Genomic DNA, 22,729 nt, shown 5'->3' on the forward strand with positions numbered 1-22,729 from the left:
TTCCGCAAGATCTGCTCAGGCGAGCAGGAGCAGAAAGCGCCCGCCGATGGCCGTCCTCGATCTCATCGCCGCCATCGCCGCCGCCGCCGTCGCCGTCACGGTCTTGTTCCTCGCCCACGGGCGCCACGGCGACGACCGCGGGGGTCCGCGGGCCGAACTCGTCCGCTACTTCGGCGTCGCCTCACTCGCCGCTCTCGCCTGCGCCCTCCTCAACATCCTCGAAGAGACGGGTGGGGGCACGTTCGCGGCGGCCGTGGGCAACGCGACCAACGTCTTCGCGCCCGGACTGGTGTGGGCGGGCGTCCGCCGGTTGAACGCGCGCCCGGCGATCGGAGCCGTCAGCGCCGGAGCCGGCGGCATCCTGATGCTCGGGGTGACCTTCGTCCTCCCCCTCGACGACGCCACCCTGCTGAAGACCGCGGGGATCGCGGCCTTCGCGCTCCTGGCAGCCGTGGAACTGAGGCGTCGACCGGTCGGCGCCATCGAGGGGACTCGCCTCATGGCCTGGGCGATGGGGCTGTTCGCGGCATACAACTTCGGCCGCCTGGTCATCGCCGCCCTCGCGGGGATGTACTCGCCCCTCTGGCAGAAGCTGGCATCGGCCGAGATCACCTCGATCGTCAGCGCCGTGACCATCGTGATCGTGGCCGCGTGCGCCGTCCACATGGGTCGACAGCTCGACGACGACCCGGCCCCCGGCACACGGGCACACGATCGCGGCGCCTTGCGGCGCGACGCCCTCGGACTGTTGCAGGGACGCCCCGGGCTGGACGCGGTCGTGGTCCGGGTCGACGAGCTGGATCTCATCCGGGCAGCCCACAGCGCGGGGCGCGCCGAGCAGATGCTGTCCGCGGTGGTGGATGCCGCCCGCACCGCGGTTCCCGGCGTCGCCGCCGGAGTACCGGCGCGCGACACGGTCTTCCTCCTCCTGCCCGCCGACGCCGATGTCGACGACGTCGAGCGATCCGTGAGGGAGGCGTTCGCGGCGGTGATGCCCACGATCGGCTACGACGACACCCCGGAGCTGTCGTTCGAGCACCACGCGGTGGACGACGTCGACGCCGTGTCGCTCCTCATGGACACCAAACGTCTCCGGCCGCGTCAGTCGCTGCCCCACTGAGGGGCGTGCGGGCTCAGCCCTGGCCCGTGGAGCTCTCGCCCCACCCCGGAGCCCGTCCGGTGCTGTCCGTGGTCGTCGTCTGCGAGGCCGTCGACTGTCCGTCGCCCGTGAAGATCGCGACGGGGAGGTACTGGTAGACCGTCTGCTGACTGAAAGACGAGTCGGTGTTGGCGGTTCCTTCGACGGCGACGTTCAGCGCGAACTCCAGCGTGATGCCGTAGGTGTCGTTCGGCAGCTGCCGGATCGAGGTCGTCGGGACCAGCAGACCACCCTGGAAGCTGTTGAGCAGCAGGCCGCGATCGGAACGCAGCGTGTCGGAGGGCACGAGCGTGCGCGGGTCGGCGCTGAACTGGAAGGGGTTCGACACCTGCCCGCCGGTCTGAGCTGTCTGGGAGGTGATCGACACCGATGACAGATAGACGCGACGCTTCTGGCTGAGCACGGCCTTCTCATCGACCCGGTGGTCGAAGACGTTCACGGCGAACCCGAACTGCTTCTCGTTCGTCGGCGTCCATTCCATGGTGCGCTTGGGGTTGACGGCCCACACGTCGAGGCGGACCTCGAGCCCGTCGGCCACCTCCGACGACAGCGTCACGGAGCCGTCGTAGGTGAACTGCGAGTCGAAGGGCATGCTCGACGAGGCGACCTGCGGGGCCGGCGTCGCGACGACGACGGACTGGTCGCCCGACTTCTGTCCCTGGAACGCGTTGAAGGCGTCGATCACCTGCGTGCACCCGCTGAGGGCGATCGGGCTCAAGACGAGGGCGGCGGCGAGCGCGATCGCGCGGACCGCACGGGGGCGAGACGGGGTGGTCACGGGTAGCTCCTGAGGAGGGGGGCGCGGGCGCGCCGAGGTCGATGAACGACCATCACACTGCGGGATGCAGGCCTCAGGGGGAGTCTGACCGGACGACGCGCCACGGTGGGCGCAAACGGCGAGCAGAGACAGGATGGCGCGCAGAAGACTACACCACCGTGGATACACTCAATGACATGGCAGCCGCGAGGAGCGTTTCGTCGGCAGCGCCGACCCGGGTGCTGGAGGGTGACGAGGTATCCAGTCCCAGCAGTCGGACGCGGTCCGTCTGGCTCCTACAGCTCGTCCTGGGTGCCAGCGTGGTGATCACCGTGCTCCTCACCCAGGCCCTCGACCCGCGCCTGTTCGCCGTCTGGACGTTCTCGACCGGGGTGGGCATCGTCATCGCTCTGACCGCCGTCGCGATCATCGTTCCCTGGCACCGTCTCCCCCGCAACGCGGTCGCCTTCATCCCGTTCGGCGACATCATCGGCATCGGCCTGCTGAGCTTCGGAACCGACCTGCGCTTCGGGTTCTTCTGGGTCTTCCCGATCACGTGGATCGCCACGCACTTCGCGGTGAGTCTGCTCATCGCCACTCTCGCGACCGTGGGCGTCATCATCGTCGTCGACGCCGCCATCAACGGCTCGGGTCCGGCCACGGCGCTCCGGCTCATCGTCGTCCTCCTGTCCTTGACGTTCATCGGCATCACCACATACCTGTCGTCGCGGCAGACCCGCGCGTTCAAGCAGCTGCTGCGAAGACAGGCCGCGCGCCTTCAGGGCACCCTGCAACGGGTCACAGGGCAGGAACGGCGGGTGTCGCAGGTACTGAACGGCCTGGACACCGGCATCGCCCGGATGTCCGTCGACGGAGAAGTCCTCGCGCTGAACGACACGTACCTCTCGCTCTACGGGATCGAGCGCGATGAGCCGCAGCGGCTCGGCGGTGCCGTCGAGTACGCGACCCTGCGCGGCGAGCCCTTGAGCGAGTCGGAACGCCCTTTCGCGCGAGCGGCGCGCGGGGAGCAGTTCGACGACGAGCGTGTGTGGCTCTTCGACACCGAGGGGAACTGGCATGCCCTGTCGGCCTCGACGAGGCGCCTCGTCTCTTCAGACGAGCCGGAGAGCACGCTCCTCATCGTGCACGACATCACCGCCCTCATCGAGGCGGAGCGCGCCCGCGAACGTCTTGCGGCGACGGTGTCGCACGAGCTCCGAAACCCCCTCACCGCGATCATCGGACACGCAGATCTGGCTCTGGACGACCCGAATCTCTCCCCGAAGGTGCGGGAACAGCTCGAGGTCATCGCCGGAGCCGGCGAGCGGATGCAGAAGCTGATCTCCGAGATCCTCGCGAACTCGCGCGGAGTCTTCCGAGAGAAGGACACCCCGAAGACCGCTGATGCCATGCGCATCATCGCCTCGTCTCTGGAGTCGTTCCGTCCCGCTGCGGCGGCCCGGGGCGTCGCCATCGTCGATGATCTGCCCGAGGTCGCCGAGGTGGTGGGCGACGCCTTCCGCTTGCGGCAGGCGTTCGACAACATCCTGAGCAACGCGATCAAGTACACGCCCGCGGGCGGGTCGGTGCAGCTCACGGCGGACGTCGAGGGCGACAGCGTCGAGTTGCGATTCTCCGACACCGGGATCGGCATCCCGAACGACGACCTCCCCCTGATCTTCGACCCCTACTTCCGCTCGCGTGCCGCGCGCGAGAGCTCCACACCCGGCACGGGTCTGGGCATGGGCATCGTCCGCGGCATCGTCGAAGAGAACGGAGGCTCGGTGACGCTGGAGAGCGAGGTGGGCATCGGCACCACCGTCACCGTCACCCTCCCTGCTCCGTCGAAGGACCAGGAGGCATGACACCCGCCGACGTCCTGACCGATCTCAGCCTCGCCCAGGCGACGGTCTCCACGCTCGCCGTGATCATGATCGTCAGCCTCGGGTTCCTCCCCCGGCCCTCGCGCGCCGCGCTGTTGTGGTCACTCGCGTTCCTGCTCGCGATGAGCAGCACCTGGGCCTCCGTGGTGGGTGTCGCGATCGAGGACGAGTCGGTCCGCCGGGCGGGACTCGGACTGATGCTCGGTGCTCCCGCGCTCATCTGGTCGGGGTTCCGCGCGCGCCGCGGCGTCCGAGCCCTCCCGTGGATCGGCGCCCTCCAATCGGCGTGCTCCGCAGCGCTCTTCGCTGTCGCCTCCGACCTGAGCGCATACGGTCTCGCGTTCCGCCTGGCGTTCTTCGCTTCCGCGGTGTTCGCCGGGTTGACGATCCTCGAGCTGAGGCGGGTGGGCGATTGGCGCGAGCGTCTGATGCTCCCGCTCCTCGTCGTGTCGGCCGGCTTCGTCGCCCTCGCCATCGCCAGCATCATCGCCGTCATCGCTGCTCCTGCCTCTGTCGGCGACCTCCAGCTGTCTCGGATGCTGAACGGGCTCGCGATGCTCGTCTACCTCGTCTGCGCCACCGTGAGCTTGCTGTACTTCACGTCGGTCTCGCCGGGGTACGCCCTCACCGCAACCGCCTGGCCGCAGTTCGCCGTCACGGCGACGGATCGCCTTCGACGCGCACGCCAGAGAGGCGAGATGGCATGGGTCATGCTGTCCATCCAGGTGGATGACCCGGCCCACCTCCGCAGCGCCGCGGGAGAGAACGGGTGGGCGCACATCATCTCGGCTTTCGAGACGACCGTCACCGACGTGTTCCCCACCGACGCCGACATCGGCCGCAAGAGCAGCGGCCATCTCGTGGTCCTCATCGCCCGTCCTGACGCGGTGCTGCGCGAGCATGTCCGAACCGTCCTGCGCGTGTTCACCGAGATGGATGCCAACACGTGGGTGGCTGTGCAGCTCTCCGCGAGCGTCGGCTGGGTCCCGGCGAAAGCAGCCGATTACGACTTCGCAACCCTCGTCGACCGTGCCGATTCGGCGGCGGCCGACGCTCAGAGGCTCGGCGGCGACCGCTGGGAACGAGTGCGGTCCTGACTCAGCCGGCCGCGCCGCCGCCGGCGATCGCCACGGTCAGCGTGTCGCTGGCTGTCTGTTTGGCATACTCCTCCGAGGTCGGCGTGGCTTGCACGAGGAACTCGTAGGTGAACTGCAGAGTGACGAAGGTGGCATCCGCCGGCACTTCACCGACGTTGAAAGTCTGCGAGTAGCTGTACGGTGCGAGCACCAGATACCCCGGGGCGTTCGACTGGTCGGTCTGCGCGGCGAGAGGAGCGAAGGACTGCGCATCGTTGCCGGGGACCGCGGTCATCGTCGCCCTCTGCAGGTACACCTTCTGCCCGTCGTCCGGGGTGACGGTCGTGACCATCGACAGGCTCACGGGTTTCAGCGCCGTCGGCGTCCACTTGTCCATGGACAACGTCGACCAGTAATTGACTGTCGCGGAGACGGCTCCGGCGGTGACCGTCTTCTGCGTCGATCCGCTCGAGAGGTCATTGGGGACCGGCTGCGGCGCGGGGGCCGACGACTGCGTCGGCGCGGGAGACGACGGCGCTGCGCCCCCTCCCTGTGCCCACGGCGGAGACCCGCAGCCCGCGATCGCAAATGTCATGCCGACGACGCTGATCACGCCGAGCGCGACACGACGACCACGCACCCCGTACCCCATGGGTCCTCCCGATTTCTGGTCAAGTCTAGGGTGAGCGCAACCGGCTCGGCCCGCGCGCCCTGCCGACGCCCCGTGTGATGGACCCCGGCAGGCGTCGGGGTGACCGTCCGCGGAAGCCTGCCGCCCGGCATCCGCATCCCCCGCACGGCGACAAACGCGGCCCGACTCCACGAGATGCCGTGAGAGGCTCAGACGCCCGCGGCCGACGGAGCCGACGACACCTCGGCGGTGATGAGGATCGGCAGGTGATCGCTGAGTCCCTGCGGCAACGTGCGGATATGCGCGATGTCGAACCCCACCGACGTGGCGAAGTCGTAATGCCCACGGAAGAAGCGGTATCGCGTGTAGGTCCGCGCATCGCTCAGAGTCAGCTCGTAACCCTGATCGCGGACCTTCTGGCCGAGATTCTCCTTGAAGACCGGGTAGTTGTAGTCGCCCACCATCAGCGCGGGGAGCCCTGGACCCAGGTTCTGCAACTCGGTGAGAGCAGTGCGGATCTGGTGCCGCCGCAGAGAATTCAGGGCGGTGAGGGGCGCGGCGTGGAACGACGCCACGATGACCTCACGTCCCTCGTCGATATCGCGCAACCGAACACCGAGCATGCGCTCCTCGGCGGGTTTGAGGACGTAGTCGTGCAGCGACTTCTTCAGCGCGATCGCCCGCACCTCCACCGCGCGGAAGGTGTTCTCGCGGTAGTAGACCGCGAGACCCAGGCGATTGCGCTGGGTCGCCTCGGCGAGGCGGAGTCCGGAGATCTCGGCGGGGATGTCGCGGGTGTCGCACTCCTGGAGGCACAGGACGTCGACCGCGTGCTCGTCGACGAGGCTCGAGAGCTCGCCGGCGGCGCGGTGCTTACGGAGGTTGTACGAGATGACCTTCATGACGAACTCAGCCTAGAGCGGTCGTATATCGCGTGCCGGGGGTTGCGGTGACCTGCATCGGCCGGTTCACGACCCGATGTCGTCCGCGTCTCGGCGGTTGCGCGTCTGCTCCGCACGTGAGGCGAGCAGCTCGTTCGCGGGGTATCCGACCTCGGTCAGAACGAGTCCGCGGGCCGCGAGCACCTTGGTATTCGGAGTGCGTTCTCCCGCGTCGCGGATGGCGACGACATCGCCGACCGGGAGGCGCCCCTCCCCGACGGCCACGCAGGCGCCGACCAGGGCGCGCACCATGCTGTGGCAGAAGGCATCCGCGCGCACGTTCGCCACCAGGATGCCGTCGGCGTCGCGACGCCAGTCGTACTCGAGGAGGGTGCGGATCGTCGTCGCTTCCTCGCGCGCCTTGCAATAGGCCGCGAAATCGTGCAGACCGATCAGGCTCTGCGCGGCCTCCTGCATGGCATCCGCATCGAGCGCACCCCTGACCGACGTCGTGCGATGACGCTCCAACGGCGAATAGCCCGCGTGCGCGTCGGCCACCCGATAGGAGTAGCGACGCCACACGGCCGAGAATCGCGCGTCGAAGCCCTCAGAAGCGGCGGACGTCCGCCGGACCGTCACGTCAGGATAGGCCCCCAAGACGCCCCGCAGGCGGCCCGCCAGAGCGGCGACCGCGTCGGTCTCGTCATCGTCGCGGCGTCGCCGCGGAAGACGCGACTGTTGACCGTCGTCGAGATCGAGGTGCGCGACCTGGCCGGATGCGTGAACGCCGGCATCGGTTCGTCCCGCGACCACGAGCCGGGGGTCGCCGCCGAGGATGCGAGACAGCGCGTCCTCGAGAACACCCTGCACCGTGCGAAGACCCGGCTGCCGAGCCCACCCCCGAAAGTGCGTTCCGTCGTAGGAGATGTCGAGTCGCAGACGCACTCCCCCAGCCTACGGGCGCCGGATGCATGACGAAGCCCCCACCCGCGAGGGGTGAGGGCTTCGTCATGACGGAGCGGGGCTCAGGCCTTGGCGTCGTCCTCGACGGCGTCCTCGGCAGCGGCCTCGGCCGCAGCACCCTCTTCGGGGGACTCGGCACCGGCGTCTGCGGCCTCGTCGACGACCGGGGTCTCCTCGGCGGAGGCCTCGTCGGCGACCGGCTCCTCAGCGGGGGCGGCCGCGGCAGGAGCCGCGGCGGCCTTCGACGACGCGGGCTTCTTGGTGACGGGCTCGAGCACGAGCTCGATCACGGCCATGGGCGCGTTGTCACCCTTGCGGTTGCCGACCTTGGTGATGCGGGTGTAGCCGCCATCGCGCTCGGCCACCAGGGGTGCGATCTCGGTGAAGAGGGTGTGCACGACCTCCTTGTCGCCGATTACGCTCAGCACGCGACGACGCGCGTGCAGGTCGCCGCGCTTGGCGAAGGTGATGAGGCGCTCGGCGAGGGGACGCAGGCGCTTGGCCTTCGTCTCGGTCGTCTTGATGGACTTGTGCGTGTACAGCGCTGCCGCGAGGTTCGCGAGAAGCAGACGCTCGTGGGCCGGGCCGCCTCCGAGGCGGGGACCCTTCGTGGGCTTAGGCATTTCGTGTTACTCCAGTAGGAAGGTTCGGTCGGGTCCGACGGGGGTCAGACGGTCTCTTCGTCGTAGCCGCCGAAGAACTGAGCGCCGTCGAAGCCGGGCACCGAGTCCTTGAGCGACAGTCCGAGCGAGACGAGCTTGTCGCGCACCTCGTCGACCGACTTCTGGCCGAAGTTGCGGATGTTCATCAGCTGGGTCTCGGACAGTGCGACGAGCTCGGACACCGTGTTGATGCCCTCGCGCTTGAGGCAGTTGTACGACCGGACCGACAGATCGAGGTCTTCGATCGGCATCGACAGCTCGTTCGAAAGGACGGTCTCGACCGGCGCGGGGCCGATCTCGATGCCCTCGGCCTCGACGTTCAGCTCGCGAGCGAGGCCGAACAGCTCCGTGAGGGTGCGACCGGCCGACGCGACGGCGTCACGCGGGGCGATGGAGGGCTTCGACTCGACATCGAGGACGAGCTTGTCGAAGTCGGTACGCTCGCCGGCACGGGTGGCCTCGACGCGGTAGCTCACCTTGAGGACGGGCGAGTAGATCGAGTCGATCGGGATCTGGCCCGCCTCGGCGTACTCGTTGCGGTTCTGCGTCGCCGACACGTAGCCACGGCCACGCTCGATCGTGAGCTCGAGCTCGAACTTCGCGGTGTCGTTGAGGGTCGCGATGACCAGCTCGGGGTTGTGGACCTCGACACCGGCCGGAGCCGAGATGTCTGCAGCCGTGACCTCGCCCGACCCCGTCTTGCGCAGGTACGCCGTGATCGGCTCGTCGCGCTCGCTCGAGACCACGAGCTGCTTGATGTTCAGGATGATCTCGGTGACGTCTTCCTTCACGCCCGGGATCGTGCTGAACTCGTGCAGGACGCCGTCGATGCGGATGCTCGTGACGGCCGCACCGGGGATCGACGACAGCAGGCTGCGACGCAGGGCGTTGCCGATGGTGTACCCGAAACCGGGCTCGAGGGGCTCGATGACGAAACGGCTGCGGAACTCCCCGACCTTCTCCTCGGTCAGAGTGGGACGCTGTGCGATGAGCACTATGTGTTCCTTTCGATCACGTGCCCGCTATATGACACGTGTAATGGGGTGAGATATTGAGTTTTGCTCGCGAGAGGCCGCGCACGCCGACCGGGCAGAACGGGCCTCGGACGCATCGTTCCCGGGAGGTGACTCGCACCCCCCGGGAACGTCAGACGTCAGACGCGGCGACGCTTGGGCGGACGGCAGCCGTTGTGGGCCTGCGGCGTCACGTCCTGGATCGAGCCGACCTCGAGGCCGGCCGCGGTGAGCGAGCGGATCGCGGTCTCACGACCCGAACCCGGACCCTTCACGAAGACGTCGACCTTCTTGACCCCGTGCTCCTGCGCCTGGCGAGCGGCCGACTCGGCGGCCATGCCGGCGGCGTACGGCGTCGACTTGCGCGAGCCCTTGAACCCGACACCGCCGGACGAAGCCCAGCTGATGACGGCACCCGAGGGGTCGGTGATCGAAACGATGGTGTTGTTGAACGTCGACTTGATGTGGGCCTGACCCACGGCGATGTTCTTCTTCTCCTTGCGGCGCGGCTTGCGCGCGGCAGACTTGGCCTGTGCCATGTGCGGTTCTCCTGAATCCTGCGCCGGCGGAGGCCTAGCGCGCCTTCTTCTTGCCGGCGACGGTGCGCTTGGGACCCTTGCGGGTACGAGCGTTCGTCTTCGTGCGCTGACCGCGCACCGGGAGGCCGCGGCGGTGGCGCAGGCCCTCGTAGGAACCGATCTCGACCTTGCGGCGGATGTCGGCGGCGACCTCGCGACGGAGGTCACCCTCCACCTTGTAGGTGCCTTCGATGTGGTCGCGAAGCGCAACCAGCTGGTCGTCGGTGAGGTCCTTGACGCGGACGTCCTGGCTGATGCCAGTGGCGTTCAGGATCTCGACGGAGCGGGTGCGACCCACGCCGTAGATGTAAGTAAGTGCGATCACCACGCGCTTGTCGCGCGGGATGTCGACGCCGGCGAGACGTGCCATGCGGCTCTCCTCAGAGTGTCGTGGAGGTGTGGAGCAGGATCGGTGCTCGGGCCTCCGCCCCGAGGTGTCCCCCACCCGCTCGCGCGGGCGGGATCTGATCCTGCCGGTGTGTATTCAGTTGGAAAGGGAGAAGAGCTCAGCCCTGGCGCTGCTTGTGGCGCGGGTTGCTCTTGCAGATCACCATCACGCGCCCGTGGCGACGGATCACCTTGCAGTGGTCGCAGATGGGCTTGACGGAGGGGTTGACCTTCATGATGTTCCTGTTTCGCTGTCTTCGAGACCGCGGCGCGGCTCGTTACTTCTCGGCCGGACTCAGCGGTAGCGGTAGACGATACGACCACGGGTGAGGTCGTAGGGGCTCAGCTCGACGACGACACGATCCTCGGGGATGATGCGGATGTAGTTCTGTCGCATCTTGCCCGAGATGGTGGCGAGCACCTTGTGACCGTTGGTCAGTTCGACACGGAACATCGCGTTGGGCAGTGCTTCGGACACCGTGCCCTCGATCTCGATGACACCGTCTTTCTTCGCCATAAACTCGCTCACGCTCAGTTGCAGACCGGCCGGTCTGCGGTGGATGGGGATTCGGTGCTTCGACACGCCTATGAAGGCGCAACGCACCAAAGATCAAGCATACGTGGTAATGCTCGACCCGGCAACTCGCCGGAGGAGGGGTCAGCCGTTCAGGCGGGCGACGATGTCCTTCTGCGGGTCACCGGTCAGATCGGTCTGGTTCGTCAGGACCGTGCCGTCGACGACGATCGTGGGAGTCGAGACACCACTGGCTCCCGACTGGAGCGGGGTCTTCCGCGTCATCGCCGTGACGTACTTCGTGTACGTGCCGTCCTGGATGCAGGAGGTCACGGCATCCGAGGCGCCGGCGGTGGTGGCGATCGACGCGAGTGTCGCGTCGTCGAGGCCGGCCGTCTGCTCCTTCGGCTGCTGGGCGTAGAGCGCCGTCACGAAGGCGGGCACGTTGGCCGGGTCGTCGACGGCGACGCAGTACGCGGCGCTCGCGGCCCGCGTGGAGTACATCGTGCCCTGCGACTGCCCATCCAGGATCGAGATCGGGTGGATGTTCAGGGTGATCGTGCCGTCGTCGGCCAGCTGCTGGAGCGTGGAGCCGTACACCTGCTCGAACGAGTTGCAGATCGGGCACATGAAGTCGACGTAGGTGTCCACGCTCTTCGGCCCTGAGCCGACGGCGATCGCGCCCGTGTCGGTGTTGACGGCGGACGACTCCGGCAGGGTGCCGGCCGAGGTCGCCTGACTGTTGGCGAACCACACCACACCGCCGATCACCAGGACGATCACGACCGCCGCGGCGGTGATGCCGATAGCGAACCAGTTCGTGGCCTTACGTGCAGCCGCCATCATCATGAATCGATCTCCTTCGGCACCACACCGAAGGGCGCCAGTTTCTCTGCACCGCCGTCGGGAGCGGTGAGAACCCAGATGCCTCCATCGTGCACGGCCACGCTATGTTCCCAGTGGGAGCCGGCTGTGCCATCGATCGTGGACACGGTCCAGCCGTCGTCTTCGACCTGGGTGGCCTGATCGCCGATGACCACCATGGGCTCGATCGCGACGGCGAGACCCGGCCTGACCTCCGGTCCGCGATCGGCGACGGCGTAATTGAAGACACTGGGCGACTCGTGCATCTTGCGACCGATGCCGTGTCCGACGTAGTCCCGGAGGATGCCATAGCCGCCGCTCGGCGCGTTCTGGTCGATGTACTCCTCGATGGCCGCGCCGACCTCGGCGAGGTGCGTGGCGCGGCTCAAGGCCGCGATCCCCGCCCACAGCGACCCCTCGGTGACCTCGGACAGACGTCGCCGCGGCGCCACGAGATCTTCGGGGGCGTCCCCGGGCACGATCACGGTGAAGGCGGAATCGCCGTTCCAGCCGCGGAACTGCGCCCCGGCGTCGATCGACAGGATGTCGCCGGCCTGCAGCGGACGATCGTTCGGGATGCCGTGCACCACCTGCTCATTGACCGAAGCGCAGATCGTGTGACGGTATCCCCGCACCATCTGGAAATTGGACTCCGCGCCACGCGCGGAGATCACGCGCGCGGCCGCCTCGTCGAGGGCGAGGGTGGTCGCACCGGGCTCGATGAGCTCACGGACGGCATCGAGGGCCGCCGCGGTGATGAGTCCGGGTTCGACCATCGCGCGCAGGTGCGCGGGCTTCTTGTAGATCGACGTGCGGAAGACCACTGTCAGTCAGCCGCACGACGGCGAAGGCCGCGGGCGTCGAGCGCCGCGAAGATGCGCGCCGTCACCTCATCCAGACCGCCCACGCCGTCGATCTCGTCGACGACGCCGCGGGTGCCGTACACGCCGAGGATCGGTGCGGTCTCCCGCTCGTAGATGCTCAGGCGCGTCTCGATGGCCTCGGCGGTGTCGTCGGCACGCCCCTGTTCCGCGGCGCGAGCCGTGAGCCGGGCGAGCGACTCGTCGCGCGGGACCATCAGCGCGATGACCGCGTCGAGGGACTCGTCGCGTCCGCCGAGGAACTCGTCGAGATGCATGACCTGCGCGAGGTTGCGCGGGTAGCCGTCGAGCAGGAAGCCCTCGCTCGCATCGTCCTGCGACAGGCGGTCACGGACCACCGCGCTGGTGAGCTCGTCGGGGACGAGGTCGCCGGCGTCGATGATCGACGTCACCTGCTTGCCGAGCTCGGTGCCCTGCGCGACGTTCGCGCGGAAGACATCACCGGTCGAGACGACGGGGATGCCGAACGCCTCGGCGATGCGGACGCCCTGCGTCCCCTTGCCCGACCCTTGCGGGCCGACGATCAACAGACGCGCCGTCATCGGAGGAGCCCTTCGTAGTGGCGCTGCTGGAGCTGCGCGTCGATCTGCTTCACCGTCTCGAGACCGACACCCACGATGATGAGGATCGAGGCGCCGCCGAACGGGAAGTTCTGGTTCGCGCCAACCGTCGCGAGCGCGACGAGCGGCAGCAGAGCGATCAGACCCAGGTAGATGGATCCGGGCAGAGTGATGCGCGTCAACACGTAGTCGAGGTACTCGGCGGTCGGTCGACCCGCGCGGATACCGGGGATGAACCCGCCGTACTTCTTCATGTTGTCGGCCACGTCGACCGGGTTGAAGGTGATCGCCACGTAGAAGTACGTGAAGCCCACGATCAGCAGGAAGTAGATCAGCATGTACAGCGGGTGATCGCCACGCGTCAGGTACTGCGAGATCCACGTCACCCACGGGGCGGGCTCCTGGCCCGCCTGCGGCTGATTGAACTGCGCGATGAGCGCCGGGATGTACAGCAGCGACGAGGCGAAGATGACCGGCACCACGCCCGCCATGTTGACCTTGATCGGGATGTAGGTGTTCGTGCCGCCGTAGGTGCGACGCCCCACCATGCGCTTCGCGTACTGCACCGGGATGCGACGCTGCGACTGCTCGACGAAGACCACCAGAGCGACGACGAGGATGCCGACGGCCAGGACCAGGAGGAAGACCTCGACGCCGCGCGAGTTGAGGATGGAGATCATCGCGCCGGGGAAGGTCGCGGCGATCGAGGTGAAGATGAGGATGGACATGCCGTTGCCGACACCTCGCTCGGTGACCAGCTCGGCGAACCACATCACGAGGCCCGTTCCGGCGGTGAGCGTGATGATCATCAGCAGCTGAGCCCACCAGATGTCGTTCGTGAGCAGCTGCTGGCACTCGGGGATGCCGGCGGAGCCGAACAGCTGACCGGACCGCGCAACGGTGACCAGAGTGGTGGACTGCAGCAGGGCGAGAGCGATCGTCAGGTAGCGCGTGTACTGCGTCAGCTTCGCCTGGCCCGCCTGGCCCTCCTTGTAGAGGGTCTCGAAGTGCGGGATCACGACGCGCAGCAGCTGCACGATGATCGTGGCCGTGATGTACGGCATCACGCCGAGCGCGAAGATCGACAGCTGCAGCAGAGCGCCGCCCGAGAAGAGGTTGACCAGCGACAGCAGTCCCTCGGTGCTCCCCGAGTCGCTCAGACATTGCTGCACGTTGGGGAAGTCGACGAACGGCGTCGGGACGTGGGCACCGAGCCGATAGATGGCGATGATGCCCAGCGTGAAGGCGATCTTCCGCCTCAGGTCGGGCGTGCGGAAAACCCGCGCGATGGCGCTGAACAAGGAGGTTCCTCCAGAACGATCTCGGCGCGCCGCAGGGCGCAACCAAATCAGACTAACCCAGAAGGGGCCGACGGCCGTAAGGCCGCCGGCCCCTTCGGGGTTCGGGCGTCAGTTGACGGTGCCGCCGGCGGCGACGATCTTCTGCTCGGCGGAGCCGGAGACCTTATCGACCGAGACGGTGAGCGCGACCGAGATGTCGCCGGTGCCGAGCACCTTGACCTTCTCGTTCTTGCGCACGGCGCCCTTGGCCACGAGGCCGGCGACGGTCACGTCGCCACCCTGCGGGTAGAGCTCGGCGAGCTTGTCCAGGTTCACGACCTGGTACTCGACGCGGAACGGGTTCTTGAAGCCGCGGAGCTTCGGGGTGCGCATGTGCAGCGGCATCTGCCCACCCTCGAAGCCGACCTTGACCTGGTAACGGGCCTTGGTTCCCTTGGTACCGCGACCGGCCGTCTTACCCTTCGAGCCCTCACCGCGACCCACGCGGGTCTTGGCGGTACGGGCACCCGGGACGGGACGCAGGTGGTGGACCTTCAGCACGCCGGGGCGCGCCGCGGGGGCTTCCTTCTTCTCAGCCGTCTTACGGGCCGAGGCCTTCTTCGGGGCGGCGACCGTAGCGGTCTCGTCCTTCTTGTCAGCCATTAGTCGATCTCCTCAACCTTGACGAGGTGGGCGACGGTCTTGACGTAGCCGCGCGTCTGCGCGTCGTCGGGACGGACGACCGAGTCGCCGATCCGCTTGAGACCGAGTGAACGCAGCGTGTCACGCTGGTTCTGCTTCTCGCTCACCTTGGACTTGATCTGCGTGACCTTCAGACGCTCGGCCATCAGGCACCTACCTTCTGAGCAGCGGCCTCGGCGCGCACGAGGCGGGCCGGGGCGACCTGGTCGAACTCCAGGCCACGGCGGGCGGCCACGGCACGGGGCTCCTCGAGCGACTTCAGCGCCTCGACGGTGGCGTGCACGATGTTGATCGTGTTCGACGAACCGAGCGACTTCGAGAGGACATCGTGGATGCCGGCGCACTCGAGGACAGCGCGGACGGGACCACCGGCGATAACACCGGTACCGGCGGCGGCGGGGCGCAGAAGCACCACACCGGCAGCGGCCTCACCCTGGACGGGGTGCGGGATGGTCGAGCCCGAGCGGGGAACGCGGAAGAAGTTGCGCTTGGCCTCTTCGACACCCTTCGAGATGGCGAGGGGGACTTCGCGGGCCTTGCCGTAGCCGACACCCACGACGCCGTTGCCATCGCCCACGACGACGAGCGCCGTGAAGCTGAAGCGGCGACCACCCTTGACCACCTTCGACACGCGGTTGATCGTCACGACGCGCTCGAGGAACTGGCTCTCGTTGCGGTCGCGCGAACCACGGTCGCGCTGGTTGGTGTTGCGCTCGCGACCACCGCGACGGGGCTCGCGCTCGCGCTCGGCGGGGGCCGTGGCCGCAGCCGCACCCTCAGCCGGTGCAGTCTGCTCGGTCACTTCGGTCTCCTTGTTGTCACTCACAGGTTCAGCCCTCCTTCGCGGGCACCGTCGGCGATCGCGGCGACGCGACCGGCGTACCGGTTACCGCCACGGTCGAACACGACGTCGGACACGCCGACGGCCTTGGCACGCTCGGCGACGAGCTCGCCGACCTTGCGGGCCTTGGCGGTCTTGTCACCGTCGAAGCCGCGCAGGTCGGTCTCGAGGGTGGAGGCGGAGGCCACGGTGTGGCCCTTGCTGTCGTCCACGACCTGGACGAACACGTGGCGCGCCGAGCGCGTCACGACCAGACGGGGGCGGAGCTCGGTGCCCACGACCTTCTTGCGAAGACGCGCGTGGCGACGAGCACGAGCGACGGACTTTGTCTTGACAGCCATGGTCACTTACCACTCTTTCCGGCCTTGCGGCGGACGACCTCGCCCGCGTACCGCACGCCCTTGCCCTTGTAGGGCTCGGGCTTGCGGATCTTGCGGATGTTGGCAGCGGCCTCGCCGACGGCCTGCTTGTCGATGCCGCTCACGGTGAGCTTGTTGTTGCCTTCGACCGTGAGGGTGATGCCCGCGGGCGGGTCGATGAGCACGGGGTGCGAGAAGCCGAGGGCGAACTCGACCGAGCTGCCCTTCTGCGCCACGCGGTAACCCGTGCCGACGACCTCGAGGCCCTTGGTGTAGCCCTGGGTGACACCGATGATGTTGTTGTTGATGAGCGTGCGGGTCAGGCCGTGGAGCGACCGCGACTCACGCTCGTCGTCGGGGCGGGTGACGAGAACCTGGTTCTCCTCGACCGAGACCTCGAGGGGCTGTGCCACGGTGAGCGCGAGCTCGCCCTTGGGGCCCTTGACGTTGACCTCCCGGCCGTTCACCGAAACGGTGACGCCTGCGGGGATGTCGATGGGAAGACGTCCAATACGCGACATGTCAGATCACCACACGTAGGCGAGGACTTCCCCGCCGACGCCCTTCTGCTCGGCCTGACGGTCCGTGAGGAGACCGGAGGAGGTGGACAGGATGGCCACGCCGAGACCGCCGAGGACCGTGGGGACCTCGGTCGACTTCGCGTACACGCGGAGGCCGGGCTTGGAGACGCGCTTGATGCCGGCGATCGACCGCTCACGGTTCGGGCCGTACTTCAGCGTCATGTTGAGGGTCTGGCCGACACGGGCGTCTTCGACGCTCCAGTCGGCGATGTAACCCTCCTGCTTGAGGATGGCGGCGATGTTGGTCTTGAGCTTCGAGCTCGGCATCGACACGGAGTCGTGGTGCGCCGAGTTCGCGTTGCGCAGACGGGTCAGCATGTCTGCGACCGGGTCTGTCATCGTCATGTGATGCTTCTTTCTTTCATGAGGTTTCGCCTGCCGTTACACGACAGGCGACCTTCGATGACGGGCCCCCGGAAACCCGGGGGCCCGAAGGGTCAGGCCTGAGCGTCAGCCGCCTGGAACGGGAAGCCGAGCTGGCGAAGCAGCGAGCGGCCCTCGTCGTCGGTCTTCGCGGTGGTGACGATGGTGATGTCGAAACCACGCACGCGGTCGATGCGGTCCTGATCGATCTCGTGGAACACGGACTGCTCCTGGAGACCGAAGGTGTAGTTGCCGTTGCCGTCGAACTGCTTGGCCGACAGACCACGGAAGTCGCGGATGCGGGGCAGCGCGAGGTTCACGAGACGGTCGACGAACTCCCACGCGCGGTCACCGCGGAGGGTGACGTGCGCGCCGATGGCCTGTCCCTCACGCAGCTTGAACTGCGCGATGGACTTGCGGGCCTTCGTGACGATCGGCTTCTGGCCGGTGATCTTGGTGAGGTCCTCGACCGCGCCATCGATCACCTTGCTGTCACGAGCTGCCTCGCCGACACCGGTGTTCACGACGACCTTGACCAGGCCGGGGATCTGCATGACGTTCTCGTAGCCGAACTCGTCCTGCAGGGCCTTCTTGATCTCGTTGTTGTACTTCTGCTTCAGGCGGGGCTGGATCTTGCCAGCCACCGCGGCAGTGTCGGTGCTCATGCTCAGAGGTCCTTGCCGCTCTTCTTCGCGAAGCGCACGCGGACGGTGCGCTTGACGCCGTCCTTCACCTGCTCCTCGACCCGGTGGCCGACACGGGTCGGCTTCTTGGTCGAGGGGTCGACGAGCGCGACGTTGGAGATGTGGATCGGGGCCTCGAACGTCTCGATGCCACCGGTCTTGGTGCCGCGCTGGGACTGACCCACGCGGTTGTGCTTGGTGACGTAGTTCACGCCCTCGACGATCACGCGGTTCTGCTCGGTGAGGACCTCAAGGACCTTACCCTGCTTGCCGCGGTCGCCGCCGCGCTCGGGCTTGGCGCCCGAGATGACCTGAACCAGGTCGCCCTTTTTGATTTTCGCCATGATCAGATGACCTCCGGGGCGAGCGAGACGATCTTCATGAACTTCTTGTCACGAAGCTCACGACCGACCGGCCCGAAGATGCGGGTGCCGCGGGGCTCCCCGTCGTTCTTCAGGATCACGGCGGCGTTCTCGTCGAACTTGATGTACGAGCCGTCGGGACGGCGGGTCTGCTTCACGACGCGGACGACGACGGCCTTGACCACGTCGCCCTTCTTGACGTTTCCGCCCGGGATCGCGTCCTTGACCGTGGCGACGATGACGTCGCCCAGGCCGGCGTAACGCCGGTTGGAGCCGCCGAGCACGCGGATGGTGAGCAGCTCCTTGGCGCCGGTGTTGTCGGCGACCTTCAGCCGGGATTCGTTCTGAATCACTTTTTACTCCTTGGGTTCCAAGTAGGCCGCGAGGCTTACTTGGCCTTCTCGAGGATCTCGACCAGGCGCCAGCGCTTGGTGGCGCTCAGCGGACGGGTCTCGTTGATGACGACGAGGTCGCCGATGCCCGCCGAGTTGGTCTCGTCGTGCGCCTTGACCTTCGAGGTGCGACGGATGACCTTGCCGTAGAGCGGGTGCTTCACGCGGTCCTCGACCTCGACGACGATGGTCTTGTCCATCTTGTCGCTGACGACGTAGCCACGACGCGCCTTGCGGTAACCGCGGGCGTCCTCGTCGCGGACGTCGTTCGCGGCGTGCTCGTGACCGACGACCTGCGCCTCGGCCTCTGCCTTCTTCGCGGTAGCCATTACTCCGCCTCTTCCTTCGTGGCGTCGTCGGCGGCGTCCGCCTTCTTCGCCTTGCTCTTCTTCGCCTTCGTCGCCTCGACCGGGGCCGGGGTGGCGCGGATGCCGAGCTCGCGCTCACGGATCACCGTGTACAGACGCGCGATGTCGCGCTTGACTGCACGGATGCGGCCGTGGCTCTCGAGCTGGCCGGTGGCCGACTGGAAGCGCAGGTTGAACAGCTCTTCCTTGGCCTTGCGCAGCTCCTCGACGAGGCGCTGGTCTTCGAACGTGTCGAGCTCGCTCGGGGCGAGCTGCTTGGTGCCGATCGCCATTACGCGTCGCCCTCCTCGCGCTTGATGATGCGTGCCTTCAGGGGCAGCTTGTGGATGGCACGGGTCAGTGCTTCACGAGCGAGTTCCTCGTTCACACCCGCGACCTCGAAGAGGACGCGGCCCGGCTTGACGTTGGCAACCCACCACTCGGGGGAACCCTTACCGGAACCCATGCGGGTTTCGGCCGGCTTCTTGGTGAGGGGGCGGTCGGGGTAGATGTTGATCCACACCTTTCCACCACGCTTGATGTGACGCGTCATGGCGATACGAGCGGACTCGATCTGACGGTTGGTCACGTAAGCGGGGGTCAGCGCCTGGATCCCGAACTCACCGAACGACACCGTGGTGCCACCGGTGGCCTGGCCCGAACGGCCCGGGTGGTGCTGCTTGCGGTACTTGACCTTGCGGGGGATGAGCATTACGCCGACGCTCCTTCTGCCACGGGGGCCTCGTTGCGCGGGCCACGACGACGGTCGCCACCGCGGTCGTCACGACCGCGCGACTTGGGCGCGTTGGCCTGCTCGCGGGCGAGCTCCTTGTTGGTGAGGTCGCCCTTGTAGATCCAGACCTTCACGCCGATACGGCCGAAGGTCGTCTTGGCCTCGTAGAAGCCGTAGTCGATGTTCGCGCGGAGCGTGTGCAGGGGCACACGGCCTTCGCGGTAGAACTCCGAGCGGCTCATCTCGGCGCCGCCGAGGCGGCCCGACACCTGGATGCGGACGCCCTTGGCGCCGGCACGCTGCGCGCCCTGCAGACCCTTGCGCATCGCGCGGCGGAACGCCACACGTGCGGTGAGCTGCTCGGCGACGCCCTGTGCGACCAGCTGAGCGTCAGCCTCGGGGTTCTTGACCTCGAGGATGTTCAGCTGGATCTGCTTACCGGTGAGCTTCTCGAGGTCGGCGCGGATGCGCTCGGCCTCGGCGCCGCGGCGACCGATCACGATGCCCGGACGGGCGGTGTGGATGTCGACGCGGACGCGGTCACGCGTGCGCTCGATCTCGATGTTGCTGACGCCGGCGCGGTCGAGCGACGTGGTCAGCAGGCGACGGATCTTGATGTCCTCGGCGAGGTAGTCGGCGTAACGCTGACCGGCCTTCGTCGAGTCCGAGAACCACCGCGACACGTGGTCGGTGGTGATGCCGAGGCGGAAGCCGTACGGGTTGACCTTCTGTCCCATTACTTGCTCGCCTTCTTGTTGGCGCGGGCCGGGGCCGCCGCAGCGTCTTCCGGCGTCGCGAGCACGACCGTGATGTGGCTCGTGCGCTTCTTGATCTGGAAGGCGCGACCTTGAGCGCGGGGCTGGAAACGCTTGAGCGTCGTGCCCTCGTCGACGTACGCGTTCTTCACGTACAGGTCAGCGTCATCCAGGTACTCGTTCGTCTTGTCAGCCGTGACGCGAGCGTTCGCGACGGCCGAAGCGACGAGCTTGTAGATCGGCTCGCTCGCGCCCTGGGGCGCGAACTTCAGGATCGCGAGGGCCTCTTCGGCCTGCTTTCCCTTGATGAGCGCGACGACACGACGAGCCTTCTGAGGGGTCACGCGGATGTGTCGCACGCGTGCGATGGACTCCACCATTTCTCTCTCCTCTTGCGCCCCCGCGTCAGCGGCGGCGGCCCTTCTTGTCGTCCTTCACGTGGCCGCGGAAGGTGCGGGTGGGCGAGAACTCGCCCAGCTTGTGGCCGACCATGGTCTCGGTCACGAACACGGGGATGTGCTTGCGACCGTCGTGCACGGCGATGGTGTGTCCCAGCATGGCGGGGATGATCATCGAACGGCGCGACCAGGTCTTGATGACGTTCTTCGAACCGGCTTCGTTCTGCGAGACGACCTTGCGAAGCAGGTGCTCGTCGACGAAGGGGCCCTTCTTAAGGCTGCGAGGCATCTTCCTCTACTCCTACTTGCGCTTCTTGCCGGCGGTGCGACGGCGGACGATGAGCTTGTCGCTCTCCTTGTTCGCGTGGCGGGTGCGGCCTTCGGCCTTACCCCACGGCGAAACAGGGTGACGACCACCGGAGGTCTTACCCTCACCACCACCGTGCGGGTGGTCGACCGGGTTCATGGCGACACCACGCACGGTCGGGCGGACGCCCTTCCAGCGCATGCGGCCGGCCTTACCCCAGTTGATGTTCGACTGCTCGGCGTTGCCGACCTCACCGATCGTCGCGCGGCAGCGGACGTCGACGTTGCGGATCTCGCCGGAGGGCAGACGCAGCTGCGCGTAGGGGCCGTCCTTCGCGACCAGACGCACGGAGGCGCCGGCCGAACGGGCCATCTTCGCGCCGCCACCGGGGCGCAGCTCGATCGCGTGGATCACGGTACCGGTGGGGATGTTGCGCAGCGGCAGGTTGTTGCCGGGCTTGATGTCAGCGCCGGCACCCGACTCGACGACGTCGCCCTGCGACAGCTTCGCGGGGGCGAGGATGTAGCGCTTCTCGCCGTCCGCGTAGTGCAGCAGCGCGATGCGCGCGGTGCGGTTGGGGTCGTACTCGATGTGCGCGACCTTGGCGTCGATGCCGTCCTTGTCGTTACGACGGAAGTCGATCAGACGGTACTGACGCTTGTGGCCACCACCGATGTGACGCGTGGTGATGCGGCCCTGGTTGTTGCGGCCACCGGTCTTCGACAGCGGGCGCAGCAGCGACTTCTCGGGCGTCGATCGGGTGATCTCGGCGAAGTCGGCCACCGACGAGCCGCGGCGACCGGGGGTCGTGGGCTTGTACTTGCGAATAGCCATTGTTCTTGTCCTCTATCCCGACCGTCAGCCGACAGACGTGAAGATGTCGATGGTGCCGGACTTCAGCGTGACGATGGCACGCTTGGTGTCCTTGCGCTTGCCGATGCCGAAGCGGGTCCGACGGGCCTTGCCCTGACGGTTCAGCGTGTTCACCGAAGCGACCTTGACGCCGAAGATCTTCTCGATCGCGAGCTTGATCTCGGTCTTCGAGGAGCGCGGGTCCACCAGGAAGGTGTACTTGCCCTCGTCGATGAGCGAGTAGCTCTTCTCGGAGACGACCGGCTTCAGGATGATGTCGCGCGGGTCCTTGTTGACGGTGGTCATGCCGAGACCTCCTCGGTGGCGCTCGACTTCGACGCGACGAAAGCGTCGTAAGCGGCCTTGGTGAAGACGATGTCGTCGGAGACGATGACGTCGTAGGTGTTCAGCTGGCCGACGGTCAGCACGTGGACGTACGCGAGGTTGCGCACGCTCTTGATCGTCAGTTCGTCGTCGCGGTCGATGACCACGAGGACGTTCTTGACGGCACCGAAAGCCTTCAGCGCGGCGGCAGCAGCCTTGGTCGAGGGCGCGCCCTCGATGGCGAAGCTGTCGACGATGTGCAGACGCTGCCCACGAGCACGGTCGCTGAGCGCGCCCAGGAGGGCGGCCGCGATCATCTTCTTGGGGGTGCGCTGGCTGTAGTCGCGGGGCTTGGGGCCGTGGACGATGCCACCACCGGTCATGTGCGGCGCGCGGATCGAGCCCTGACGGGCGTTACCGGTGCCCTTCTGCTTGAAGGGCTTGCGACCGGCACCCGAGACCTCGCCACGACGCTTGGTCGAGTGCGTGCCCTGGCGAGCCGCGGCGCGCTGCGCCACGACGACCTGGTGGATGAGGGGGATGTTCGTCTTGACGTCGAAGATGTCGGCGGGCAGCTCCACGGAGCCGGCCTTCTTGCCGTCTGCCTTCACGACGTCGAGCGCGAGAGTCGAGTCAGCCAT

The 22,729-nt window shown here is 67.3% G+C and carries 35 protein-coding genes; 3 read left to right on the forward strand and 32 right to left on the reverse strand.

Annotation, left to right across the window (positions count from 1 at the left end):
* The first annotated feature begins 46 nt into the window (after positions 1 to 46).
* Complete coding sequence (locus tag PIR02_02295; protein ID WZH37502.1) at positions 47 to 1,120, forward strand: hypothetical protein; 1,074 nt, start codon at positions 47 to 49, stop codon at positions 1,118 to 1,120.
* Positions 1,121 to 1,133: 13 nt separating this feature from the next.
* Here PIR02_02295 and PIR02_02300 read toward each other — a convergent pair whose 3' ends face one another.
* Positions 1,134 to 1,937 (reverse strand): fructose 1,6-bisphosphatase, encoded by an 804-nt coding sequence (locus tag PIR02_02300; GenBank protein ID WZH37503.1) that lies wholly within the window; start codon positions 1,935 to 1,937, stop codon positions 1,134 to 1,136.
* A gap of 176 nt (positions 1,938 to 2,113) precedes the next feature.
* On the opposite strand from PIR02_02300, the gene PIR02_02305 reads away from it, so the two are divergent.
* Together PIR02_02305 and PIR02_02310 are read left to right on the forward strand one after the other, a co-directional pair.
* Positions 2,114 to 3,781, forward strand: coding sequence for a PAS domain-containing sensor histidine kinase (locus PIR02_02305; GenBank protein ID WZH37504.1), 1,668 nt, complete (start codon positions 2,114 to 2,116; stop codon positions 3,779 to 3,781).
* Positions 3,778 to 4,896 carry a hypothetical protein gene (locus PIR02_02310; protein WZH37505.1) on the forward strand — a complete coding sequence of 373 codons (1,119 nt, stop codon included), beginning with the start codon at positions 3,778 to 3,780 and terminating at the stop codon, positions 4,894 to 4,896. Before PIR02_02305 ends, PIR02_02310 begins: the two co-directional genes overlap by 4 nt.
* Before the next feature lies 1 nt (position 4,897).
* On the opposite strand, the gene PIR02_02315 is transcribed toward PIR02_02310, so the two are convergent.
* The 31 genes from PIR02_02315 to rplD all read right to left on the reverse strand — a co-directional run bounded on the left by PIR02_02315 (position 4,898) and on the right by rplD (position 22,729).
* Complete coding sequence (locus tag PIR02_02315; GenBank protein ID WZH37506.1) at positions 4,898 to 5,527, reverse strand: hypothetical protein; 630 nt, start codon at positions 5,525 to 5,527, stop codon at positions 4,898 to 4,900.
* 188 nt (positions 5,528 to 5,715) lie between these two features.
* A complete protein-coding gene (locus PIR02_02320) occupies positions 5,716 to 6,408 on the reverse strand; it encodes an endonuclease/exonuclease/phosphatase family protein (protein ID WZH37507.1) in 693 nt (230 codons plus the stop codon).
* A gap of 66 nt (positions 6,409 to 6,474) precedes the next feature.
* On the reverse strand, positions 6,475 to 7,332 hold the full coding sequence (gene truA / locus PIR02_02325; protein WZH37508.1) for a tRNA pseudouridine(38-40) synthase TruA: 858 nt from the start codon (positions 7,330 to 7,332) through the stop codon (positions 6,475 to 6,477).
* Positions 7,333 to 7,412: 80 nt separating this feature from the next.
* A complete protein-coding gene (rplQ, locus tag PIR02_02330; GenBank protein WZH37509.1) occupies positions 7,413 to 7,973 on the reverse strand; it encodes a 50S ribosomal protein L17 in 561 nt (186 codons plus the stop codon).
* A 44-nt stretch (positions 7,974 to 8,017) separates the two neighbouring features.
* Positions 8,018 to 9,007: a DNA-directed RNA polymerase subunit alpha gene (locus PIR02_02335; GenBank protein WZH37510.1), complete on the reverse strand. Its 990-nt coding sequence runs from the start codon at positions 9,005 to 9,007 to the stop codon at positions 8,018 to 8,020.
* Positions 9,008 to 9,165: 158 nt separating this feature from the next.
* Complete coding sequence (rpsK, locus tag PIR02_02340) at positions 9,166 to 9,564, reverse strand: 30S ribosomal protein S11 (GenBank protein ID WZH37511.1); 399 nt, start codon at positions 9,562 to 9,564, stop codon at positions 9,166 to 9,168.
* A gap of 34 nt (positions 9,565 to 9,598) precedes the next feature.
* A complete protein-coding gene (gene rpsM, locus PIR02_02345; GenBank protein WZH37512.1) occupies positions 9,599 to 9,973 on the reverse strand; it encodes a 30S ribosomal protein S13 in 375 nt (124 codons plus the stop codon).
* A 136-nt stretch (positions 9,974 to 10,109) separates the two neighbouring features.
* A complete protein-coding gene (gene rpmJ / locus PIR02_02350) occupies positions 10,110 to 10,226 on the reverse strand; it encodes a 50S ribosomal protein L36 (GenBank protein WZH37513.1) in 117 nt (38 codons plus the stop codon).
* Positions 10,227 to 10,285: 59 nt separating this feature from the next.
* On the reverse strand, positions 10,286 to 10,507 hold the full coding sequence (infA, locus tag PIR02_02355) for a translation initiation factor IF-1 (protein ID WZH37514.1): 222 nt from the start codon (positions 10,505 to 10,507) through the stop codon (positions 10,286 to 10,288).
* A 141-nt stretch (positions 10,508 to 10,648) separates the two neighbouring features.
* Positions 10,649 to 11,353, reverse strand: a complete 705-nt coding sequence (locus PIR02_02360) for a thioredoxin domain-containing protein (GenBank protein ID WZH37515.1) — start codon at positions 11,351 to 11,353, stop codon at positions 10,649 to 10,651.
* Complete coding sequence (map, locus tag PIR02_02365; protein ID WZH37516.1) at positions 11,350 to 12,192, reverse strand: type I methionyl aminopeptidase; 843 nt, start codon at positions 12,190 to 12,192, stop codon at positions 11,350 to 11,352. Before map ends, PIR02_02360 begins: the two co-directional genes overlap by 4 nt.
* A 2-nt stretch (positions 12,193 to 12,194) precedes the next feature.
* Entirely contained in the window at positions 12,195 to 12,791 is a 597-nt protein-coding gene (locus tag PIR02_02370; GenBank protein WZH37517.1) for an adenylate kinase, read from the reverse strand.
* On the reverse strand, positions 12,788 to 14,110 hold the full coding sequence (gene secY, locus PIR02_02375; GenBank protein WZH37518.1) for a preprotein translocase subunit SecY: 1,323 nt from the start codon (positions 14,108 to 14,110) through the stop codon (positions 12,788 to 12,790). Before secY ends, PIR02_02370 begins: the two co-directional genes overlap by 4 nt.
* 108 nt (positions 14,111 to 14,218) lie before the next feature.
* A complete protein-coding gene (gene rplO, locus PIR02_02380; GenBank protein WZH37519.1) occupies positions 14,219 to 14,752 on the reverse strand; it encodes a 50S ribosomal protein L15 in 534 nt (177 codons plus the stop codon).
* The gene (rpmD, locus tag PIR02_02385; protein WZH37520.1) at positions 14,752 to 14,937 is read right to left on the reverse strand and encodes a 50S ribosomal protein L30; all 186 of its coding nucleotides are present in this window, start codon (positions 14,935 to 14,937) and stop codon (positions 14,752 to 14,754) included. The genes rplO and rpmD overlap by 1 nt, the downstream gene beginning before the upstream one ends.
* Entirely contained in the window at positions 14,937 to 15,593 is a 657-nt protein-coding gene (gene rpsE, locus PIR02_02390) for a 30S ribosomal protein S5 (GenBank protein WZH37521.1), read from the reverse strand. Before rpsE ends, rpmD begins: the two co-directional genes overlap by 1 nt.
* A 20-nt stretch (positions 15,594 to 15,613) precedes the next feature.
* The gene (gene rplR / locus PIR02_02395) at positions 15,614 to 15,973 is read right to left on the reverse strand and encodes a 50S ribosomal protein L18 (GenBank protein ID WZH37522.1); all 360 of its coding nucleotides are present in this window, start codon (positions 15,971 to 15,973) and stop codon (positions 15,614 to 15,616) included.
* Between the two features lie 2 nt (positions 15,974 to 15,975).
* Positions 15,976 to 16,512: a 50S ribosomal protein L6 gene (gene rplF, locus PIR02_02400; protein WZH37523.1), complete on the reverse strand. Its 537-nt coding sequence runs from the start codon at positions 16,510 to 16,512 to the stop codon at positions 15,976 to 15,978.
* Between the two features lie 6 nt (positions 16,513 to 16,518).
* Complete coding sequence (rpsH, locus tag PIR02_02405; protein WZH37524.1) at positions 16,519 to 16,917, reverse strand: 30S ribosomal protein S8; 399 nt, start codon at positions 16,915 to 16,917, stop codon at positions 16,519 to 16,521.
* 92 nt (positions 16,918 to 17,009) lie between these two features.
* Entirely contained in the window at positions 17,010 to 17,600 is a 591-nt protein-coding gene (gene rplE / locus PIR02_02410; protein ID WZH37525.1) for a 50S ribosomal protein L5, read from the reverse strand.
* Positions 17,601 to 17,602: 2 nt separating this feature from the next.
* Positions 17,603 to 17,962 carry a 50S ribosomal protein L24 gene (gene rplX / locus PIR02_02415; GenBank protein WZH37526.1) on the reverse strand — a complete coding sequence of 120 codons (360 nt, stop codon included), beginning with the start codon at positions 17,960 to 17,962 and terminating at the stop codon, positions 17,603 to 17,605.
* 2 nt (positions 17,963 to 17,964) lie between these two features.
* The gene (rplN, locus tag PIR02_02420) at positions 17,965 to 18,333 is read right to left on the reverse strand and encodes a 50S ribosomal protein L14 (GenBank protein WZH37527.1); all 369 of its coding nucleotides are present in this window, start codon (positions 18,331 to 18,333) and stop codon (positions 17,965 to 17,967) included.
* Between the two features lie 35 nt (positions 18,334 to 18,368).
* Positions 18,369 to 18,701, reverse strand: a complete 333-nt coding sequence (gene rpsQ / locus PIR02_02425) for a 30S ribosomal protein S17 (protein ID WZH37528.1) — start codon at positions 18,699 to 18,701, stop codon at positions 18,369 to 18,371.
* A complete protein-coding gene (gene rpmC / locus PIR02_02430) occupies positions 18,701 to 19,012 on the reverse strand; it encodes a 50S ribosomal protein L29 (GenBank protein ID WZH37529.1) in 312 nt (103 codons plus the stop codon). Before rpmC ends, rpsQ begins: the two co-directional genes overlap by 1 nt.
* Positions 19,012 to 19,431 carry a 50S ribosomal protein L16 gene (gene rplP / locus PIR02_02435; GenBank protein WZH37530.1) on the reverse strand — a complete coding sequence of 140 codons (420 nt, stop codon included), beginning with the start codon at positions 19,429 to 19,431 and terminating at the stop codon, positions 19,012 to 19,014. The genes rpmC and rplP overlap by 1 nt, the downstream gene beginning before the upstream one ends.
* A complete protein-coding gene (rpsC, locus tag PIR02_02440; protein WZH37531.1) occupies positions 19,431 to 20,189 on the reverse strand; it encodes a 30S ribosomal protein S3 in 759 nt (252 codons plus the stop codon). The genes rplP and rpsC overlap by 1 nt, the downstream gene beginning before the upstream one ends.
* Positions 20,189 to 20,587 (reverse strand): 50S ribosomal protein L22, encoded by a 399-nt coding sequence (gene rplV, locus PIR02_02445; GenBank protein ID WZH37532.1) that lies wholly within the window; start codon positions 20,585 to 20,587, stop codon positions 20,189 to 20,191. Before rplV ends, rpsC begins: the two co-directional genes overlap by 1 nt.
* 25 nt (positions 20,588 to 20,612) lie before the next feature.
* Positions 20,613 to 20,894 (reverse strand): 30S ribosomal protein S19, encoded by a 282-nt coding sequence (rpsS, locus tag PIR02_02450; protein WZH37533.1) that lies wholly within the window; start codon positions 20,892 to 20,894, stop codon positions 20,613 to 20,615.
* A gap of 12 nt (positions 20,895 to 20,906) precedes the next feature.
* Complete coding sequence (rplB, locus tag PIR02_02455) at positions 20,907 to 21,746, reverse strand: 50S ribosomal protein L2 (GenBank protein ID WZH37534.1); 840 nt, start codon at positions 21,744 to 21,746, stop codon at positions 20,907 to 20,909.
* Between the two features lie 24 nt (positions 21,747 to 21,770).
* Positions 21,771 to 22,070: a 50S ribosomal protein L23 gene (gene rplW, locus PIR02_02460; GenBank protein ID WZH37535.1), complete on the reverse strand. Its 300-nt coding sequence runs from the start codon at positions 22,068 to 22,070 to the stop codon at positions 21,771 to 21,773.
* Positions 22,067 to 22,729, reverse strand: a complete 663-nt coding sequence (gene rplD, locus PIR02_02465; protein WZH37536.1) for a 50S ribosomal protein L4 — start codon at positions 22,727 to 22,729, stop codon at positions 22,067 to 22,069. The genes rplW and rplD overlap by 4 nt, the downstream gene beginning before the upstream one ends.

This window comes from Microbacterium enclense, from assembly GCA_038182865.1.
In the GTDB taxonomy this organism is placed as follows: Bacteria; Actinomycetota; Actinomycetes; order Actinomycetales; family Microbacteriaceae; genus Microbacterium; species Microbacterium enclense_B.

What these genes read in the sequence shown, in the direction of transcription:
- rpsM (WZH37512.1), bottom strand. Translation starts at nt 9,973, where the DNA reads ATGGCACGTCTCGCCGGCGTCGACATCCCGCGCGACAAGCGCGTGGTG.
- rpsH (WZH37524.1), bottom strand. Translation starts at nt 16,917, where the DNA reads ATGACGATGACAGACCCGGTCGCAGACATGCTGACCCGTCTGCGCAAC.
- PIR02_02310 (WZH37505.1), top strand. Translation starts at nt 3,778, where the DNA reads ATGACACCCGCCGACGTCCTGACCGATCTCAGCCTCGCCCAGGCGACG.
- rpsS (WZH37533.1), bottom strand. Translation starts at nt 20,894, where the DNA reads ATGCCTCGCAGCCTTAAGAAGGGCCCCTTCGTCGACGAGCACCTGCTT.
- rpsC (WZH37531.1), bottom strand. Translation starts at nt 20,189, where the DNA reads ATGGGACAGAAGGTCAACCCGTACGGCTTCCGCCTCGGCATCACCACC.
- PIR02_02360 (WZH37515.1), bottom strand. Translation starts at nt 11,353, where the DNA reads ATGATGATGGCGGCTGCACGTAAGGCCACGAACTGGTTCGCTATCGGC.
- rplF (WZH37523.1), bottom strand. Translation starts at nt 16,512, where the DNA reads ATGTCGCGTATTGGACGTCTTCCCATCGACATCCCCGCAGGCGTCACC.
- rplP (WZH37530.1), bottom strand. Translation starts at nt 19,431, where the DNA reads ATGCTCATCCCCCGCAAGGTCAAGTACCGCAAGCAGCACCACCCGGGC.
- rpmD (WZH37520.1), bottom strand. Translation starts at nt 14,937, where the DNA reads ATGGCCGAGCGTCTGAAGGTCACGCAGATCAAGTCCAAGGTGAGCGAG.
- rplW (WZH37535.1), bottom strand. Translation starts at nt 22,070, where the DNA reads ATGACCACCGTCAACAAGGACCCGCGCGACATCATCCTGAAGCCGGTC.
- rplV (WZH37532.1), bottom strand. Translation starts at nt 20,587, where the DNA reads ATGGTGGAGTCCATCGCACGCGTGCGACACATCCGCGTGACCCCTCAG.
- PIR02_02370 (WZH37517.1), bottom strand. Translation starts at nt 12,791, where the DNA reads ATGACGGCGCGTCTGTTGATCGTCGGCCCGCAAGGGTCGGGCAAGGGG.
- rpmJ (WZH37513.1), bottom strand. Translation starts at nt 10,226, where the DNA reads ATGAAGGTCAACCCCTCCGTCAAGCCCATCTGCGACCACTGCAAGGTG.
- infA (WZH37514.1), bottom strand. Translation starts at nt 10,507, where the DNA reads ATGGCGAAGAAAGACGGTGTCATCGAGATCGAGGGCACGGTGTCCGAA.
- rplR (WZH37522.1), bottom strand. Translation starts at nt 15,973, where the DNA reads ATGGCTGTCAAGACAAAGTCCGTCGCTCGTGCTCGTCGCCACGCGCGT.
- rplX (WZH37526.1), bottom strand. Translation starts at nt 17,962, where the DNA reads ATGGCGAAAATCAAAAAGGGCGACCTGGTTCAGGTCATCTCGGGCGCC.
- rpsQ (WZH37528.1), bottom strand. Translation starts at nt 18,701, where the DNA reads ATGGCTACCGCGAAGAAGGCAGAGGCCGAGGCGCAGGTCGTCGGTCAC.
- PIR02_02320 (WZH37507.1), bottom strand. Translation starts at nt 6,408, where the DNA reads ATGAAGGTCATCTCGTACAACCTCCGTAAGCACCGCGCCGCCGGCGAG.
- PIR02_02295 (WZH37502.1), top strand. Translation starts at nt 47, where the DNA reads ATGGCCGTCCTCGATCTCATCGCCGCCATCGCCGCCGCCGCCGTCGCC.
- rplD (WZH37536.1), bottom strand. Translation starts at nt 22,729, where the DNA reads ATGGCTGACTCGACTCTCGCGCTCGACGTCGTGAAGGCAGACGGCAAG.
- rplO (WZH37519.1), bottom strand. Translation starts at nt 14,752, where the DNA reads ATGGCTGACAAGAAGGACGAGACCGCTACGGTCGCCGCCCCGAAGAAG.
- rplQ (WZH37509.1), bottom strand. Translation starts at nt 7,973, where the DNA reads ATGCCTAAGCCCACGAAGGGTCCCCGCCTCGGAGGCGGCCCGGCCCAC.
- rpsK (WZH37511.1), bottom strand. Translation starts at nt 9,564, where the DNA reads ATGGCACAGGCCAAGTCTGCCGCGCGCAAGCCGCGCCGCAAGGAGAAG.
- rplE (WZH37525.1), bottom strand. Translation starts at nt 17,600, where the DNA reads ATGAGCACCGACACTGCCGCGGTGGCTGGCAAGATCCAGCCCCGCCTG.
- rpmC (WZH37529.1), bottom strand. Translation starts at nt 19,012, where the DNA reads ATGGCGATCGGCACCAAGCAGCTCGCCCCGAGCGAGCTCGACACGTTC.
- PIR02_02305 (WZH37504.1), top strand. Translation starts at nt 2,114, where the DNA reads ATGGCAGCCGCGAGGAGCGTTTCGTCGGCAGCGCCGACCCGGGTGCTG.
- PIR02_02315 (WZH37506.1), bottom strand. Translation starts at nt 5,527, where the DNA reads ATGGGGTACGGGGTGCGTGGTCGTCGTGTCGCGCTCGGCGTGATCAGC.
- rplB (WZH37534.1), bottom strand. Translation starts at nt 21,746, where the DNA reads ATGGCTATTCGCAAGTACAAGCCCACGACCCCCGGTCGCCGCGGCTCG.